12 protein-coding genes are annotated in these 18,563 nt (G+C 43.4%); 2 read left to right on the top strand and 10 right to left on the bottom strand.

Annotated features, from left to right (window positions below; genetic code table 11):
- Positions 1 to 473 precede the first annotated feature (473 nt).
- On the top strand, positions 474 to 749 hold the full coding sequence (locus QUA74_RS24780; protein WP_333334409.1) for a hypothetical protein: 276 nt from the start codon (positions 474 to 476) through the stop codon (positions 747 to 749).
- A 131-nt stretch (positions 750 to 880) separates the two neighbouring features.
- On the top strand, positions 881 to 3,466 hold the full coding sequence (locus tag QUA74_RS24775; RefSeq protein ID WP_333334407.1) for a PAS domain S-box protein: 2,586 nt from the start codon (positions 881 to 883) through the stop codon (positions 3,464 to 3,466).
- A 96-nt stretch (positions 3,467 to 3,562) separates the two neighbouring features.
- On the opposite strand, the gene QUA74_RS24770 is transcribed toward QUA74_RS24775, so the two are convergent.
- The 10 genes from QUA74_RS24770 to QUA74_RS24725 form a co-directional block, all read right to left on the bottom strand.
- Positions 3,563 to 4,024, bottom strand: coding sequence for a VOC family protein (locus tag QUA74_RS24770; protein ID WP_333334405.1), 462 nt, complete (start codon positions 4,022 to 4,024; stop codon positions 3,563 to 3,565).
- A gap of 495 nt (positions 4,025 to 4,519) precedes the next feature.
- Positions 4,520 to 5,005 (bottom strand): glutathione peroxidase, encoded by a 486-nt coding sequence (locus QUA74_RS24765; protein WP_333334403.1) that lies wholly within the window; start codon positions 5,003 to 5,005, stop codon positions 4,520 to 4,522.
- A 289-nt stretch (positions 5,006 to 5,294) separates the two neighbouring features.
- A complete protein-coding gene (locus tag QUA74_RS24760; RefSeq protein WP_333334401.1) occupies positions 5,295 to 6,188 on the bottom strand; it encodes a DUF2382 domain-containing protein in 894 nt (297 codons plus the stop codon).
- A 220-nt stretch (positions 6,189 to 6,408) separates the two neighbouring features.
- Positions 6,409 to 7,263 carry a DUF2382 domain-containing protein gene (locus QUA74_RS24755; RefSeq protein ID WP_333334399.1) on the bottom strand — a complete coding sequence of 285 codons (855 nt, stop codon included), beginning with the start codon at positions 7,261 to 7,263 and terminating at the stop codon, positions 6,409 to 6,411.
- A gap of 390 nt (positions 7,264 to 7,653) precedes the next feature.
- A complete protein-coding gene (locus QUA74_RS24750) occupies positions 7,654 to 8,169 on the bottom strand; it encodes a DUF1499 domain-containing protein (RefSeq protein WP_333334397.1) in 516 nt (171 codons plus the stop codon).
- A gap of 68 nt (positions 8,170 to 8,237) precedes the next feature.
- Complete coding sequence (locus tag QUA74_RS24745; protein ID WP_333334395.1) at positions 8,238 to 9,896, bottom strand: adenylate/guanylate cyclase domain-containing protein; 1,659 nt, start codon at positions 9,894 to 9,896, stop codon at positions 8,238 to 8,240.
- Entirely contained in the window at positions 9,871 to 12,441 is a 2,571-nt protein-coding gene (locus tag QUA74_RS24740; protein ID WP_333334394.1) for a response regulator, read from the bottom strand. Before QUA74_RS24740 ends, QUA74_RS24745 begins: the two co-directional genes overlap by 26 nt.
- Positions 12,438 to 12,830, bottom strand: a complete 393-nt coding sequence (locus tag QUA74_RS24735) for a response regulator (RefSeq protein ID WP_333334392.1) — start codon at positions 12,828 to 12,830, stop codon at positions 12,438 to 12,440. The genes QUA74_RS24740 and QUA74_RS24735 overlap by 4 nt, the downstream gene beginning before the upstream one ends.
- Before the next feature lie 297 nt (positions 12,831 to 13,127).
- Positions 13,128 to 14,552 (bottom strand): response regulator, encoded by a 1,425-nt coding sequence (locus tag QUA74_RS24730; protein ID WP_333334390.1) that lies wholly within the window; start codon positions 14,550 to 14,552, stop codon positions 13,128 to 13,130.
- Between the two features lie 7 nt (positions 14,553 to 14,559).
- The gene (locus QUA74_RS24725) at positions 14,560 to 18,507 is read right to left on the bottom strand and encodes a PAS domain S-box protein (protein ID WP_333334388.1); all 3,948 of its coding nucleotides are present in this window, start codon (positions 18,505 to 18,507) and stop codon (positions 14,560 to 14,562) included.
- Positions 18,508 to 18,563 lie beyond the last annotated feature (56 nt).

Below are 18,563 nucleotides of genomic sequence, written 5' to 3'. Positions count from 1 at the left end.
AATTAATAATTAAATGGGGTCGCAAAATCAAAAATAAGGGCAATGCTTGTATCACAGTTTAAATGTGCAACAGCTTACCCATTACCAATTACCCATTCCCTTTTTAATTGTGACACCGATCGCGATCAACCTCTGTTATCGATCACACAGTAGCATTTTTTTTCAGCCTAGAATACCTATATTATTCCAAGATTGTCCTGCAGGCACGATCGGGCGCCTCGCTGCATTCACAAGTCCCACCTCAACCTAATTAAGGGGGTGGGGGGTTGCTTCCAGAAAGGCAATTTGGTAAAAGTAATGCTATGGTCGCGAAGCAGTAGAAGGCAAAAGTTAACAGGAAATCAGGAAGTTTCAAAAGTCTCTGGACGCAGAAACACAATTCTGCTTTTTGCCTTCATACTGCTTCTACTGGCGAGATAGCATTGCTGCTGAAAGCAATGCACAATTTCTCAGAATCAAAGGAGTGCATCTACATGATTAAACCTTGCAGTCAACCGCTAAAAATAAACCCTTTTACTTGTTATCGCGATCCGGCTACAGGCAGGTGGACTACTGTAGTTACAAGTGTTCCAAACACTGGCGAAACAGACTCTAGTTTAAAAGCAGAAGCCGAAGGCGAAAACCAAGGTAAAGCAGAAACGATCCTTTCTGCTTCGCCTGCTGTCTCGGTGTCGAAAAAAGTCCTTTCTTTCTCCGTGCCTCAGTTTAAACACCGTGCAAAAAAATCTGCTGTTAGTGTCAGCAGGTAGCTATCGCAGGGGTCTAATCTAGTTTCCACGGTTAGTCCCCGGCGCTCGTCAAACCAAACAAAACAAACTTATCCATAGCCTAAACTGCCAAAAAGCGATATACTGGCAGCAAACTTTCTCCTTCAATATCCGTGAAGTATTTGCTCGATCGCGCCGTCCAATTTGTATGGACAGACCGACCAATTCGCCAGCGGGGAACAGTCATTGTTGCTATCCCCGTGATTTGTCTGTTTGCCTCGCTGATAGGAATTGCAGGTCTCCGCGATAGTGCCCTATACCTAAGAAAGCGAGCAGATACTAATAAAATAATACTTCAGGAAACTAACCGCTTGTTAGCGACGATGGTGGATGCAGAGACGGGCATTCGGGGTTACGGGTTGACGAAACGTCGCGAATTTATATCACCCTACTTAGAAGCAAAGAAGAGTTTGCCTCCGCTGCTGGCTAAACTCAAGGTTATGGTTCAAGGAAATCAACTGCAAGCTCAGCGATTTGAAGATATAAAAAAAAGTAGCGAACAACATCTAAATTTCTTACAAAACACTTTGAATAAGCTAGACAATTCGGCAACAAGGGTGCAGTCGCCGGAAATAATTCAGGTGTTCGTTCAAGGCAAATCGAACCTGGATAACCTGCGCGCAAAAATTAAGGCGTTTGCTGATGCCAGCGAAGCCTACCAAAAAGTTGTAGATAAGCAAATACGGGAGTTGAGAGATTTCACTAATTTCCTGCAATTTGCTGGTTTGCTTTTCAACTGTTTGGGTGCAGGGGCTTCCTGGTATTTATTTGATAGTTTAGAGAAGGAATTGAGGAAGCGGGAAGCTGGCTTGGAAGAAAGTAAAAGTCGCATTCAAGCTGTGGTTGACAATGCGGCTGACGGTATTATTACTTTGGACGAACGGGGAAATATTGAGTCTTTTAATAGGGCAGCAGAAAAGATTTTTGGCGAGAAAGCCGATCGAATAATTGGCTCAAACTTGCGGCGGCTGATATCTCAACCGCAGCCGTACAGCACCGTGGGGGATTATTCAATCGAATATTTTGTGTTACATCCCGATACTACCCTGAAGACTTATCAGCAAGAAACAGTTGGACTTCGCCACGACGGAACGAAGTTTCCGATGGAGTTGGCTGTCAGTGAAATGCGTCTGGCAGATCAACACTTGTTTATTGCTATTTGCCGCGATGCCAGAGGACGAAAACAAGCCGAGGAAACTCTGCGAAAGCAAGCGCAAATGCTGGATTTGGCAAACGATACGATCGCCGTACTAGACTTGAAGGGGGCGATTTCTTATTGGAATTCGGGGGCAAAGTGGCTCTACGGCTGGCGGAAGTCGCAAGCAATAGGAAAAAATATTCACAAGCTTTTACAAACAGAATGGACTCAACCTTTTGAGGTAATTCAAAAAGTGTTTTTCGAGCAGGGTTCTTGGCAAGGAGAACTGGTGCGAACCAAGAAAGACGGCACAAAAATAACGGTGGCAAGCCGCTGGACTTTGCAGTATGACGATCAAGATCAACCCGTGGCTATTTTGGAAATTAGCAACGATATTAGCGATCGCAAACGCTCAGAAATTGCTTTAGCCCAAAGCGCGCAGCGGTTTCGCGCTACTTTTGAACAGGCGGCAGTCGGCATGGTTCAAGCGAGTGTGGAAGGCAAATTTCTGTTAGTCAATCAAAAACTTTGCGAAATTTTGGGCTACAGCCGCCAAGAATTGGAGGAGAAAAAATTTCAGGATATTACTTGGCCTGGAGATTTGGCAAGCGAACTGGAACTTTTGCGCCAATTGTTAGCAGGAGAAATTGAAAATTTCTCTCTGGAAAAGCGTTACATCCGCAAAGACGGAGAGTTGCTGTGGGCAAACTTGACGGTTTCGCTGCTGCGAGAACAAAATGGCACTCAATTTCTGATGGGTGTGGTAGAAGATATTAGGGATCGCAAACAAGCGGAGGAATCGCTGCGGTTGCGCGCTCAAGAATTGAGGTTGACAGCCCAAAATCTGGCTCAAACGACGAATAGTTTAAAAAAGCGGAATCAAGAATTAGACCAGTTTGCTTATGTAGTTTCTCACGATTTGAAAGCGCCGCTCAGGGCGATCGCCAATCTCAGCACTTGGATAGAAGAGGACCTCAGCGAGTCGATGACAGAGGATACTCTACACCAAATGAACCTGCTGCGCGGCAGAGTTCACAGGATGGAAGGTTTGATTGAGGGGCTGCTGCAATATTCCCGCGTCGGACGGATTCAAGTGCCTTCAGAAATGGTAAAAGTTGAGAAGTTATTAGCAGAAATTATTGATTCGTTGGCGCCACCATCGGGATTTGAGGTGAAAGTTGAACCGGGAATGCCAAATTTTGTGACAGAAAGATTGCTGTTGCAGCAGGTTTTTTCTAATTTAATTAGCAACGCAATTAAGCACAACCGAGCTGAATCCGGTCACGTAAAAATATCGGTTAAAGAGTTAGATGATTTTTACGAATTTTCTGTAGAGGATGACGGGCCGGGGATTGCTCCTCAATATCACGATAAAGTTTTTGTAATTTTTCAGACCTTGGAAGCTCGCGATAAAGTTGAAAATACTGGGATTGGTTTGTCGCTGGTGAAAAAAATTGTCGAAGGTCAAGGGGGCAGTATTTCCCTAGAATCTGCTGAAGGTGAGGGAGCAACTTTTCGGTTTACTTGGCCGAAGCAATCTATTAGCAAAGACGGAAAATAAAACAACTCTAAAGGTAGGATGTGTACGGAGCACCGCGATCAAAAGAGTAAATTTAGTAGGGTGCACACGGACTACCGAGAACCCGATAGCGACTGTTTAAACTGCATCACAACGGATTTCGATGATAAATCCATCAGGATCGTAAAAGTAAATGCCGCGTCCTGTAGCGCGAGTGACGGGGCCGCTGTCGATCGCAATTTGATTTGACTTTAGCACTTCCAGAGCGCGATCGAACAAATCCGGATCAATATCGAAGGCTAAGTGGTTGGCGCGGGTAAAAGCTTTCTCCGGGTCTGGGTTTGGCGGTTCCAAGTCGGGCTGCCAAAATAAGTCAATAACAGTGCCGTCTGGGGTGACGAAATTAGCGACTTTACCAGCCGCTACCATTTCTGTTAAAGTTGCGGGAATTTCTGCACCTGTTAGTTCGTGCAGGCCAAGAATTGTACCGTAGAAGTGGCGGGAAGCTGTCATGTCGCGCACGTTTAAAGCGATATGGTGAACGCGGCGTAAATTGCCCGGCGCGAGGACAATTTTGACGTTGTTTTCGGTAGTTTGCATGATTGTCATCAATTGCGAATGTTCAAATTGAAAGGAGTTTGATTTATTCAGATGGTCTGATGTAAAATAAGCATGTTCAGTGGGTAGTCAGGACTGGAACCCTCCGATTTCTATGAGGACTGAAGTCCTCACTACCAACACTTTTATTCGGGTAGTGCGATCGCACATCATATCGATTAGTATTATTTTTCTTTAGGAAAGGATGCCATGCCTACAAATAGCATGACCAGACCACCTGCCAGAATTGCGAAGGCAAGTACACCTACAACTAAATCTAATCCCGATGTATTTTCCATTAAATTAAACCGTTCTCCAATTAAATACAATCATCGCTATTTGTTCATGGTTTAGTGCTTGCACACAAGGGGGAAGAGCAGAAGAAAAAAAATAGCTTTCAACTTATTGGAAAAAAAGCCTATTAATTTCTTCTCTCTTCCCTAAACATCCATCCGTTAAATCAGTTAAATCCTGTACTCTGCTTAGTTGCCGAACTTCTTATTTCGCCAATTCTCGATCGATAGCAGCAATTAGTTCTGGTGAATCGGGGCCAACACTGCTGCGAAATCTGGCCACCACTTCACCCTGTTTGCTAACTAAGAACTTCTCAAAATTCCACGAAACCTCACCCTTGGGATCGACTGCACTCGTAAGCTTAGCGTACAGCGGGTGCTGCTGAGTGCCTTTAGCGCGTACTTTGTCAAATAATTCAAAGGTGACGCCGTATTTGGTAGTACAGAAATTGACGATTTCTGGATTACTTCCGGGTTCTTGACCGCCGAAGTCGTTGCATGGAAATCCTAAAACACGGAGTCCAGCCGCGCTGTATTTCTGGCTCAATTCTTCGAGTCCTTTGTATTGAGGTGTATAGCCACATTTGGAAGCTACATTAACTATCAAGAGTACCTGGCCAGCGTACTCTCCTAGCTGCTTGTCTTCGCCTGCGATCGTTGTTACTTTAATGTCGGAGATGGTGTTGGGCATTTTCAAATACTTTTAAATTTGACCACCACAATTTTACCGCAAGTCGGTAAAATTTTGTCTAGAGGCCGATCGCTAAAAATTTCAATATCCCGGTCGGGGCGGGTTTACGGATCTCAGGCTTATATTATAGATATTGGTGAACCCGCCCCTACCAAAATTACGGTTAATTTACCCAACATGATCTAAGTAGATAGCGGTGAACTTTCTCCCAGCACGACTCGCCACAGTCCGCTCTTAGATTTAAGTTTCTCGCTAATAGCTAAAATCTACAGGGAAAAGGACGAATATTTTAACTCTCTGAGTGGTGTTCCGTCATCCATTTTTGGTAAGTATCCTCAAGTTGCTTGTCTTCGAGAACGAGTTCGAGGCGGACTTTGACGCAACCGTGACGGGGTTGAGAGGCGATCGAATTTAAGATTTTGCTAGCTTTCTGCACAGAGGTAAATTCCGCCTTAACTGTCGGTTCCTGGCGATCGCTCTTAATCTCCGTCAAATCTATACCGGTGATGCTTCCCTCGCCTAAATCTATTTCTGCCAACACCTTCGGATCGTCGCCGACTTGTTCGACAATCAGCTTTTCCCACTGGATAGGCACTTGTACCATCCGAGTTTCAATTTCTTTACGCACTATGACTTCGCCGACTTTGCGCTTGCTGCGATTGATCACCAATCGTTCTTCTAGCAGGCGAATTACTTCTTGATCGACAATATCCAAGTTTTCCTCATCCTGATCTGTCTCCAAAGTTTCATCGGTGCGATCGGCATCTGTTAGATTTGACATAGCTGTTGAGGGATTTGTTAACTCACTGTTGCTGAATTCACTATGCGCTTCTGAGGCATTTTCTAAATACTGACTCCCCGGATTGGCCGAAACTCCCGGCAGCAGTTCGACTTGAGCTGAATTGATACTTACAAACAGGGCTTTTTGGTGATAATCGACTTTTTTTAGCAGCTTAATACTTAATAAAAAAGTGCGGGGAGTTTCGCTGCCTAGCCCTGCCACCACAAAGTTTAACTGACCGTTAGCATCAAAATAGACATCTTTAACCTTGCCTACTAAGAGACCTTGGTTGTCTTTGACGGTAAAACTTTTTAGCTTAGTTCTGACTTTTTCAGGCACCCGGTTGAGACGGGTTATTGATTTGGCACTTGCTATCTTTTCGGCTGATGCTTGACCGTTCATTTTTTAAACTTTCCTGCTTAGGGATTTTTATTATGAATTGGTAAGGGGAAATTGGTAAAGGCGGGGAAAGTGCATAAACGTTGCCAAAACCAGACAAGTTTTGTACCCCCCCGCCGCTCACATATGAATTGCGCGATCGCCACCATTCCAATCAAACCTGCGCGGTGACAGAATTATGTCATTAAGGCGCAATTCCTATGCAATAGCTGTTGCGGTTGGTTTAGATGTTTTTATTATCTACAACCGCAGTTCCATCGGTCTTAATGTCTAATTCTTCACGACGCAAGGTTTCTTCGCCCTCAACCGTGCTGCGAACAACTTCTTTTCTGACGTTGACTTCTTCGCGCACGAAAGCTTCCTTGTGAATGTCGGCCGTTTCTTCGTAGACTTCCATGCGTGCAACTTCCCCTGATTGGAAGTCAGCCTCACCGACTGAGACTACTCGACCCGCTTCTACCGGGGTTACTCGATCGATTACAACTCGTTCTTTTTCAATGGGTACTGAAGCTCGCGCTGTTTCAGTTTCTACGCGCTTGCCAACTGCTACTTCGCCTGTTTTTGCGCGGTGTTTGTTGGCAATCAAGCGTTCTTCATAAAGCTTGAGATTTTGGTGCTGCTGTTCGTTGGTTTCGTAGAGGGGGCGGTCGATATCGTAGCTGTAGTTGCTGCGATCGTAGCTAGCAGGAGTTGCAGTGCTTGCAGCGGCAGTTTCTTGATTGCGGTAGACGCCTCTTACCTGTTCTTCGCCATCGTAATCTAATGGTTCTAATTCATTGTAAGCCGGCAATTGTTCTGCTTGAGCTTTGCTGCGAAGACCTGTGGCGTGGACGCGACGGGCTCCGTAGTCGAAGCGGGCAGAGCCGATGGGCAACAATACTTTTTTGCCAAAAATCCAAATACCGGTATCAATTACCAGATAGCGGAAACGACCACTGTCATCAACCAAAGCATCATAAACCGTGCCTACTTTTTCATCCGAGTCGCCAGCATAAACGTCAAATCCCTTGATGTCGTCTCCAGCAAAGATTTCTTCCTGATAATTAGGATAAAATTCTGCTAATTTTTGAAGTGCCATGTGTTTTTTCCTCTTTGCTCTACTTAAATTAATAGTAGAAATTAATTCGTTCACTTCCCTCTCCCTAAAGTCAGAAGTGTATAATTTAGGTTGTTTAATACTATAGGAATACTACGGCATCTCTGCTTCTGTGCTACCGCGCTCAGCTATTTTAAAGATTCTAAAACTCTACAATCGTCAATCTTATAACAACTATTAAAACTCAAAGCCAACCGTAGGGACACGGCATTGCTGTGTCCTACTCCCCCTGCAGGACACTCCTTTGCGCTGTGCCTACTGTTAATAATTGTTAACTAGGTGGTGAAAAATCAACCTTATATAGTAATACACAAATATCAAAGCCCCTCATCTTGCAGGAGAGGGGCTTCCGGGAAGCTAGAAATTTTAAGTTCAGAGTTGATTGAATTGAGTTCTGATAGCTTCTATCCTTGTGCGGTTAACTCCTAAATCCGACTCTCCCAGACGCGAAGCCGATCGCACATGAATGACTTTTGCTGCATCATCTACCAAAAATTCAACGTCATCAACAAACCCCATCAAAGCGCTGGTGAACTCCGCATACAGGTAATTATCAGTTGCCGTGATAATTTTAGTTTTTCCATAGGAGTCGATCGCCCCTGTGAGCTTTGCCAGCGCTTCAGCAGCCGACGAAGTGTATGCCAAAGGCTCAATTTTGTGTTCGGCATCTTGACTGAAGCTGCTGACGCAGTTGGGGGAACTCGGGCACGCTGCGAGTTTTCCTGACTGAATCCCGATATTGGCAGGTCTTGTTCCAGCAAACATTGTCTTTTCTCCGGGTATAGCGATAAAAGTAGCGATCGACAGTACCGCTACTGCTACGAGTGATATTAAAATAACCAGGACTTTTTTCCATGCTGTCGGCGATTTTGTTTCAACTTTTTGCAAAGGATGAGCCCTCCTGAAAGTATAAATGCGGTCTACTTTTCATATTAATTGAAATTTACATCAAAAAATTAAAAAGATTTCTTTTGTTCTTCAATTAACCAGTAAGTCAGCATTCTTCCTTTACCTTTAACCGGGATATGACCCCGTTCTTCCAAAACAAACTGCTCTTTCAAACGCTCGTAAGCCGCCGCAGTCACTTGAATTTTCCCAGGCAATCCGTTCGACTCCATGCGTGAAGCAACATTAACAGTATCCCCCCACAAATCATAGCTAAATTTACTAATCCCAATAATTCCAGCCACCACCGAACCGCTGTGAATTCCGAGCCGCAATTGAAAATTTTCTCCCATTTTGGCATTAAACCTCCTCAAAGCTGCCTGCATCTCCAAAGCTAAAAGTGCGATCGCCTCAGAATGATCCTCCCGCGGCGTCGGCACACCCCCAACCACCATATAAGCATCCCCAATCGTCTTAATCTTTTCCAACCCGTGCAATTCAGACAACCTATCGAACTCCGAGAAAATCCCGTTCAAAATTTCTACCAACTGCGTCGGACTTTTGTGAGCAGAAAACTGTGTAAAACCCACCAAATCAGCAAACAAGACGCTTACCTCATCAAAATTATCCGCTATCAACTTTTGCTCTTTTTGCAAGCGATCCGCAATAGGTTTCGGTAAAATATTCAGCAGCAATTTTTCTGTTTGTGCTTGCTGCACTTTCAGCGCTGCTTCAGCTTGTTTCCGCTGAATCAACGAACCAAGCTGCGTAGCAACCGCGCTCACTAATTCTAACAAGCGTGGCTGACATTTCAGAACTTTTTCGCGATAAAAAATTAAAATAGCTAACACTTGGTTGTCCGCCAAAATAGGCACCCCAAAAGCAGCTTTCAATCCCACACTAACCGCAATTTCCGCGCGTAAAAAAACTTGTTCCGGTGCAGTAGAAACATCATCGATCCATTCAGACTGCTGCGACTGCCAAATCCTACCTGGGAGTCCCACACCGGGAGCAAAAATCAACTGCCAACTTGTTTGTCGGAATTGGGCAAAACTCGAGTCACTGACATACCTGCCTGTAGCGCATTTTAAAAAGCCCTCACTGCAAGGAATCCAAGCTTCGCCCAGATTCCATTCAATAGTTTTGCAAATTAAACCTAAAATCACATCTATAGCCGACTCAAAATCCTCAGATTTGCTAATAGCTTGAGTGGCTTCCAGCAGCAATCTCGTTTCCATTTCCACCTGGTGGCGTTCAGCGATTTCCTGGTGCAACTGGATATTTTGAGCGGTCAATTTTTGATTTTTTTCTTGCAATTGCATTTGCAATGAACGCACAGTAAGTTGATTGCTAACTCGCGCCAATACTTCTTTCACCTGAAAAGGTTTGGTGATATAATCCGCTCCGCCAACTTCAAAAGCTTTTGCTTTATTTATTCCTTCTTCTAGCGCGCTGAGAAAAATGATGGGAATTTCCCTAAATTCCGATTGTGATTTTAATTTTTTACATAGTTCGTAGCCGTCAATATCCGGCATCATAATATCCAGTAAAATCAAATCTGGTGCGCTAGATTGAATTGCATCTAACGCCGAAAAACCATTAGTAACAGGTCTAACTTTATAGCCATTTTTTTGCAAAATTCTAATCAACAAACGCAGATTATCTGGCGTATCGTCAACTACTAAAATATCTGCTTGATAGTTTTCAGTTTGTTCCGCCTTGATCTGCATTATCTGATTCCTCCGCCTCGGCAATTAAATTGAGTATTTTCTGGTAATCAAAATTATCGAGATGACCCTGGAGGATTTCGGCAAATTCAGGATGAGCATCCCTTATTTCCTCGATTGTCCTGGCAATTAAGTCAAAATCTGCACTGCGTATTACCTGCTTCATGTTGTCTATCCATTCTGCGGGAAGTTTGGGCAAATAAGCAAGCCCAGCATTACAGGGGGTGGCAGATAGATTATTTCGATCGCCTATTGAGATAAAGTCCGTTGAGTTAGAGTAGAGATACTTCACCCCCAAATGTTTGGTGAGGGTATCAAATATATCTGTTTTACGGAAAGGTTTGCTAATAAAATCGTCGCAGCCGACCAATAAAGCAAACGTTTGCCTCCCTTCAATTGTACTAGCTGTCAAAGCAATAATCTTTGGAATCGGGGAGTCAGGATCGGAAATATTCATTTCCCCGTTTCCTTGCTGCTCTAGCTCTCTCTGCTTGATTCTAGCCTTAATTTGTTTAGTAGCTTCGTAGCCGTCCATCACTGGCATTCGCACATCCATCAAAATTAAGTGCGGATGCCAATTTTCCCACATTTCTATTGCTTCCTGGCCGTTGGTGGCTTGTTCCACCCCGAAACCCAAAGGAGAAAGCATTTTGACTAAAAGTTGGCGGTTGTCTTCGCGATCGTCCACAATTAAAATCCGGTAGCACGGTTGATTGGGTTCCAACCCAGTAACTTCGCGGTGAATTTGCGGATCTGGAATATCAGCAGCATAAACCGCACCGACTGGAATTTCAAATTTAAAAGTGGTGCCGAGTTCCAGTTGACTTTCTACGACAATTTCTCCTCCCATCAGGCGGACAAATTGACGGCTAATATTCAATCCTAAACCCGTGCCTTTCTGAATTTTTTGACCGGATGCTGTTTGCACAAAAGCCTTAAAAATATTCTCCAATTCTTCCGGAGAAATGCCAACTCCTGTATCTTCAATTTCAAACAGAAGGAAAAACCCCCTAGCAGTTAAATTCTCAGCCTCTTCTTTCACTTCTAGGCGGGCAAAGTTACTGCTACTTGTCGAAAACTCCCGAATACTTCTTGTGGTATCAAAGCAAGATGTGGGACTGTCCAATAAATCCATAAATCCCGATTTGTCTAACTTTATAACTCTTAAGATGATTTCTCCTCTTTGCGTAAACTTAATCGCATTACTCAAAAGATTAATCAGCACTTGCCGCAGTTTAATATCATCTGTTCGCACATACTGAGGAACGTCAGCATCGCGCTGGAAACGCAACTGCAATTCTTGATTGTTTACCCGCAGTTGAAACATATCTTGCAAATCGTCAAGCAAGCGGTAAAGGTCTAAGTCTTTTGGGTTGAGCGTCATTCGCCCTGCTTCGATTTTTGACAAGTCTAAGACTTCATTGATCAAGGTTAGCAAGTGTTCGCCACTACGCCGAATAATTCTCATATTTTCTCGGTTTTCGACAGTAAGATCGGGGCTGGGTTCCATGATTTGTGCAAAGCCGAGTATAGAATTGAGAGGGGTGCGTAACTCGTGGCTCATATTGGCAATAAACGTGCTTTTAGCTTTGTTTGCTGCTTCAGCAGCTAATGCGGCTTGTTGCAGTTGTTCTGTGCGTTCGTCTATTTGGGCTTCTAAGGTGTGGTGGTATTCTGCTAGTATTTTTTCGGCTTGTTTGCGATCGCTAATATCTTGAAAAGCTGCGATCGCATAAACAATATTTCCGCTAGCGTCAAAAATCGGCGTGGTATTGATCTCGATCGCAATTCTTTTGCCATCTTGACGGATTTCTACATCGTCAACCTTGACAGATTCTCCTTTCAGTGCGCGCAAAATTGGCAGATTATCCGGCGGGTACAGCTCATCAGTATTGGCAATATAAAGTTGATAAGTGGCAGCTAATTGTTCCGCAGTGCTTTCCGGGATAGTGTCTGCACCCAGCAAATCCCGCGCTGTCTGGTTGAAATAGGCGATCGAGCCATCGGGATGATAAACAGATACCCCCACTGGCAAAGCTTCTAAAAATTGACTCAGGCGGCTTTCACTCGCAGACAGCGCCTCATTTGCTAGCTTTAACTCCTCGTTTACTTCTTGCCGCTTATGAATTTCATCTGTTAGCTTTTGGTCTTGCAAATAACTGTGAACTGCTTCTACTACCGTTAATTTTAAGTCTTCATTTTGCCAAGGTTTAGGGATGTAACGGTACAATTTAGCATACTTAATAGCATTACTCAGCGCTTCCAAATCTGCTTGCCCCGTTAGCATAATCGTCAGCGTCTCCGGCGAGCTTTCGTGAATTCTTCTGAGCAGTTCATCCCCTTTAATATCCGGCATGATATAATCGGAAAGCACCAAAGCAATCTCGTATTCATCTGCCTGCAAATCTGCCAGCAAATCTAAAGCATCAGCCCCCCCTTCCGCCGTTTCAATAATACACCGATCGCCGATCGCCTTTTTCAGTTCAATCTTTAAACTGTTCAAAACGTCCGGTTCATCATCAATACAAACAATCACAGGTTTTTTCATAACTTAGCCAGCCCAGATTTGATAGTCTCTATTAACTCTTTGCTTTGCCAGGGTTTGTACAAACAACAGTATAAATCTGCTTCTTTTACTGCCCGCTGAACTGCCGCTGCCTCCGCTTGTCCCGTCAACATCACCTTAATAATTTTAGGATATTTTTGGTGAACTTTAATTAAAAGTTCGTCACCTTTAATTCCCGGCATCAGCCAATCAGAAACAACCACAATCACCTGAGATTCTTCTTGAAACTCCTCAAGTAAATCCAAAGCTTCATCACCACTTTCAGCTAATTCATAAAAGTAATCATTTTTAAATTCCTTCTTTAGCTGCATCTTGAGAGTATTCAAGATATCGGGTTCATCATCAACGCAAAGAATTATAGGCTTATTCATCTTTTCCTCTCTGCTTGAATTTTAGTAGGTTTACCGACATAACTTGCTTTTACGTTATTGATTTCGGGCAAGGATGTAGGATATCTGTCCCCTATCTTATACCATTTTAGATTTTAGATGGGAATGACTAATTTCCTAAGGGTTGGGAACTTGCCTACAGTTACATTTTTTTTTAAAAGTGGTATTATTTTAATATGACTTCCGAAGATAAACCCGGTTGCTCGCAATAAATCTTGTATTTGTCAGCGAGACAGCGACGAGTATCACCGGGAATCAGCCCCGGCAGGTAAGTTTTGTTTAATAAATTGGCAGCGAGACTGTAAAATTTGTCTGCCCCGGTACAGAATCTACAGTAATTGTGCCTTCGTGTTTTTCGACAATTTTTCTCACGATATCCAATCCCAAACCGCTACCTTCGCCCGCAGATTTAGTGGTAAAAAACGGCTGAAAAATTTTGGGAATAACTTCTGGGGGAATGCCTTTGCCGTTATCAGTAAATGTGAGGAAAATATTTGCCTCTTGCTGCCGAGTTTCAATGGTCAAAATACCTTTATAATCCATTGCTTGCAGGGCATTATGAAGGAGATTCGTCCAAACTTGATTTAAATCATCGGGATAGCACATAATTTTGGGTAAATCTCCATAATTTTTAACTACTTCTATGCCATGTTTCAGTTGATTTTGATAAAGGGTTAACACCGTTTCAATGCCGTCGTGCAAGTTCGCCTGGATTTTTTCTGGTTTGCTATCAAAATGAGCGTAGGTTTTTAGGGCAAATACTACTTTCCCCGACTTCGCTGTTGCTCTTTGGATCAGGCTAATACTTTTTTTAAAGCTCGCAAACTGGTAAGCACTATTTAAAACCACTTCCCAATCCGGCGATTTAAAAAGTGGCAAGAACTCTTCTATTTTTTCATAGATTTCCATGTCAACTAAAGTATCCGCAATTTCCTCGGAGTTTTCCACAAATTCTGCCATCAACTCCCCCGTCAACTGCTGCTTAAATTTCCGCTTCTCTCTGCTTGTAAATAAAGTTTCTTGATGTGTAGTTCTGTAGAGTAAATTAAAAAAATAACCTTGGTTTTCGTGAGAAAGTTCTTGAAAAATTTTAGGAAAGTTTTGTAAAAACTCATCCGAAAAATTAGCTATATTATTGATAGAGGAACCTATAATGCCTAGGGGGGTATTAATTTCGTGGGCAATGCCGGCAATTAGTTGTCCGAGAGCGGCCATTTTTTCCGATTGAATCAAATGCTCTTGGGTGGCTTGGAGTTGGTGCAGGGCAGTTGCTAAATCTTGATTTTTTTCTTGCAAAGTTTGTTGCAGAGAACAAATTTTTAAATGAGTTTCTATCCGGGCTAAAACTTCTTCAACCTGAAACGGTTTAGTAATAAAGTCTACTCCTCCCACTGCAAAGGCTTTAACTTTATCCAGCACGTCATTAATCGCACTAATAAAAATAACAGGAATGTCTTTGGTAATTTCCGAAGCTTTGAGTTCCTGGCAAACTTGATAGCCGTCCATCTCTGGCATCATAATATCCAGCAGCACTAGATCGGGGGGCATTTTTTGAGCGGCCGATAATGCTAGCTTGCCGTTGGGGACAGGGCGAACTTGATAGCCTTTTTCGCTCAAAATTCCGGTTAGCAGCCGCAGATTTTCGGGCGTATCGTCCACTACTAAAATATTAGCTCGATTGGTTTTAGGTGAAGTTGAAGTCATCGGGTATTTACTGTTTCTCGCTGAGTTCGATTATGTTCAAAATTTTGTCATATTCAAAATTATTAATGCAATCTTGAAGCTTGCCCGCAAGAGAGGGATTGACAGTGCCGATTTGTGCGATCGAAGTTGCGATCGCCTCCATGTCCACACTCAAAATATTTTGCTTGAATTGGGCAATCCAGTGTGGAGAAAGAGAGGCGAAAGCCTCCGGTGTCAGCACCTCCTGACTTGACTCCTCTACACCTGCGGCACTTACTGCGGTTGGATCTTCATAAATATAGCGTACTCCTAAATGTTTTCCCATTGCCACAAAAATATCCTCCTCTCGGAACGGTTTCCGCATAAAATCATCGCAACCCGCCGAAAGAATCACCGCCCGTTCTTCCTCCAAAACGCTAGCAGTTAGGGCCACAATCGCCGTTGCTTGCCCGCCAGTTGTAGTTTTAATCTGTTTCGTTGCCTCGTAGCCGTCCATCACCGGCATTCTCATGTCCATCCAAATCAGATGCGGTTCCCACTCCATAAAAATATCAACCGCTTCTTTACCGTTATTCGCTTCTCTCAACTCAAATCCGAGTGGACTGAGAAGTTTTACCAACAGTTGGCGGTTCAAAGGTTTGTCGTCCACAATTAGCAAACGATAACTCGGCTGATTCGGTTCGAGGGCAACAACTCGACGTTGAGTTTTTTTGCTTTCAATATCACTAGCTTCAACCAGATGAACTTGGATATCAAACTGAAATACTGCACCCTTTCCGAGCTCGCTGCTAACAGTAATTTCACCCCCCATTAATTGCACGAACTGGCGGCTAATAGCTAAACCTAAACCCGTTCCTTCCTGAGAATCTTTACCTGTTTTCGTCTGCACGAATGCTTCAAACAACTGATTAATTTCCTCAGCAGCAATGCCTGCACCAGTATCTTGAACTTCAAAATGCAGCCAGTAGCGGCCGGGCAATTGGTCAGTGCTGTTTTTATGTATATTCCGCCTTCCTGCTTTGACTTGCACCGACACTCCCCCTTCTGAAGTAAATTTAATTGCATTATTGAGCAAATTAATTAAGACTTGCCGCAATTTAACTTCATCAGTACAAATGTAATGGGGAACTTCTGCGTCTCTATCGAAGATTAATTGCAAACCTTTTTGCTCAGCTTTGAGAGCAAACATATCTTCTAAATCGTCGATAAGTTGGTACAAGTCAAAGCTTTTTTCATTAATCGTCGTGCGTCCGGCTTCGATTTTTGACAAGTCTAAAACTTGGTTAATTAAAGCCAGTAAATGTTCGCCACTCCGCAGGATAATTCCGACATCTTCTTGATTTTCCTGAGACAACGTTTTACTGCGGATCATGACTTGAGCAAAGCCGATAACCGCGTTCAGGGGCGATCGCAATTCGTGACTCATATTGGCGAGAAAGGTACTCTTCGCTTTGTTGGCTGCTTCGGCGGCTTCTTTCGCCTGCTGCATTTTGATTTCCGCTTGTTTGTTATCAGTAATATCTTTAATAAAACCTTCATAGTAAAGTAGAGTTCCTGCTTCATCGCAGACAGCGCGACAATTTTCCGAAATCCAGATTATGCTGCCATCTTTGCGGTAAATTTCCGATTCAAAATTTGATAATATCCCGTACTCGTTCATCAGCGCTGCAAATTCGTCGCGGCGGTTGGGTTTCACGTAAAGCTGGTTATGGAAATTCGGCTGTGCTGCTATTAAATCTGCAGGCGAGTCGTAACCGTAGATGTTAGCTAAAGCGGGGTTAGCGCTGATGTATTTTCCGTCAATAGCAGTTTGAAAAATTCCATTCAAAGCATTTTCATAAATGTTGCGGTACTTTTCTTCTGCTTCCCGGAGGGCAGTTTCTGCTTTTTGGCGATCGGTAATATCACTAGAAATAGACAAAAAACAAGCTTCTCCCTCAATATCGATGGTTTCAATCGACAGCAGTGCCGTTCTTTCTGTACCATTTTTATTGCGAAACCTCAGCTCATAATTGTGAAGGGCAGTCTTGTTTTTTAACATTGAAATCATGCGATCCCGCTCTCCCAAACTCGCCCAAAAATTGAGCTGCACCGCTGTTTTTCCAATAATTTCTTCGTGACTGTAGCCCATCATTCGACAAAAGCTTTCATTGACTTCTATGTGGCGACCATCGCTGATTCTAGTCAGGGTAATCGCATTAGGACTTAAACGAAAAGCTTTAGAAAACTTTTCTTTTGCCTTGGCAAGATCGGCGGTACGTTCTGCAACTTGCACTGCTAAATTGTCGTTGTATTCCCTTAATAATTTTTCGGCTAGTTTGCGTTCTGTAATATCTTGAAAAGCACACATTCCATAGATAATATTTCCTTGGGCGTCGTAAATAGGAGTCCCCGAAATTTGCATGGGAACAGTTTTGTCTTTAGAGCAGATTTCAATGTCATCAACAGTGACATTTTTGCCCTGCAAAGCATTTAACATTGGGTCGCGTTCCGCCGGATAAATTTCCTGAGTTCCAGCTAAATAAGCTCCGTAGGATTGGCGCAAATTTTCGGCATCGGCTGCCACAAGTCCTTGACCTAAAAGCTGCTCTCCTATAGGATTAATGTAGTGAGGTTGACCGTTTCCATCGGCAATAAAAATCCCTAGCGGTACTGCATTGAGAAATTGTTTTACTCGGTTTTCGCTTTCCGAGAGCGAAGTAAAGGAATGCTGCAATTGCTCTGCCATGCTGTTAAAAGAAGTGGCAAGTTCTCCGAGTTCATCTTGGCGATTTAGAGTGAGCTTTGTATCCCATTCATTCCGCGCCAAAGCTTTCGCCGCCGCATTCAATTTTAAAATCGGCTGCACCACCCATTTAGCAGTAAGAATCCCCAGAATTGTCGCCCCGATCAAAGCTGCAACCGACAGCAAAAAAGTCGTGCGCGTATTGGCGTTAATTTGTTCCATAAAGTCCGATTCTGGCACAACTACTACAATCAGCCAATCCAACCCTCTATTGTCTGCAAAAGGAGCTACCTGAATAAAATTTCGCTTGCCATCAACATCAAAAGTAAGCTGTTGAGAATTATTGATTTTAGCTAAGCTATCGTAGGATTTATCTAAATGTTGTGCGGTTTGTCGAATTACCGGATTCTCGCTTTCTGAAGCTTTGATGCGTCTTGTTTCTTTACCTTCCACCACGACGAATTCTTGACTCGCCGTTGAAGTGGCAATTAACATCCCCGATCGCTCCATGACAAAAGTTTGTCCCGATTTGCCAATTTTGAGGCTAACCAGAAATTCTTTGATGCGGGAAAACAGCAAATCGCTGCCCGCTACGCCTAACAACTTGCCAGCGTCGTCGTAGATAGGCAAAGCAGCAGTAATTGCCAGTTCCCTCGTCAAAAAATCTGTATAAATTGGAGTCCAAATAGGTTTTTTGGCGGCAGCGGCAGCTATGTACCACGGGCGAGTTCGCGGGTCGTAAATATCGGGTGAAATTTCCACTAATTGAAGGCGATTTCCCCGATAGTCACCAGTATATCGAGCTAATTTATTGCCAGTAGAGCTGTCGGCAGCAGATATCAAAGTCAGCTCTTTAGTGCGGATTGCTCCCGAATGTTCTCCATTTTCTTTGCCTGTGTAAATGATGCTGATCGAATCAAAATATTGAATTTGTTCGAGGAAATGATGTTCTAGTTTTTGGTTGTCTTCTAGGTTCAACTGCCCCAATTTTATGCCTTGAACGTTCAGGTGATTGACTATGTGGGGAATTGACATATAATTTTCCATGCGGTCTTTGATGCGATCGCTAATTTCTCCCCGCAACTGAGCGGCAACATCGTTGACCGCCCGTTGACCGTTTTGGAACGACAGCCAACCTACAACTCCTACGGTGCCGACAATTTGCACTAAAAAAGGAACCACGAACACAGTTTGTAATGGAACTTTGCCGATAATTTTGGTAGCAAAGCGATTGAGCGGTTTAGAAAACATAGCCATCTTAAGAGGAATTGGGAATTGGAAATTGTTTTGAGTTTTGATTGGAAATC

The organism is Microcoleus sp. LAD1_D3 (assembly GCF_036702135.1).
Lineage (GTDB): Bacteria > Cyanobacteriota > Cyanobacteriia > Cyanobacteriales > Microcoleaceae > Microcoleus.
The sequence above is the reverse complement of the archived record's forward strand: the minus strand, read 5'-3'. Positions and strand labels throughout refer to the sequence as shown.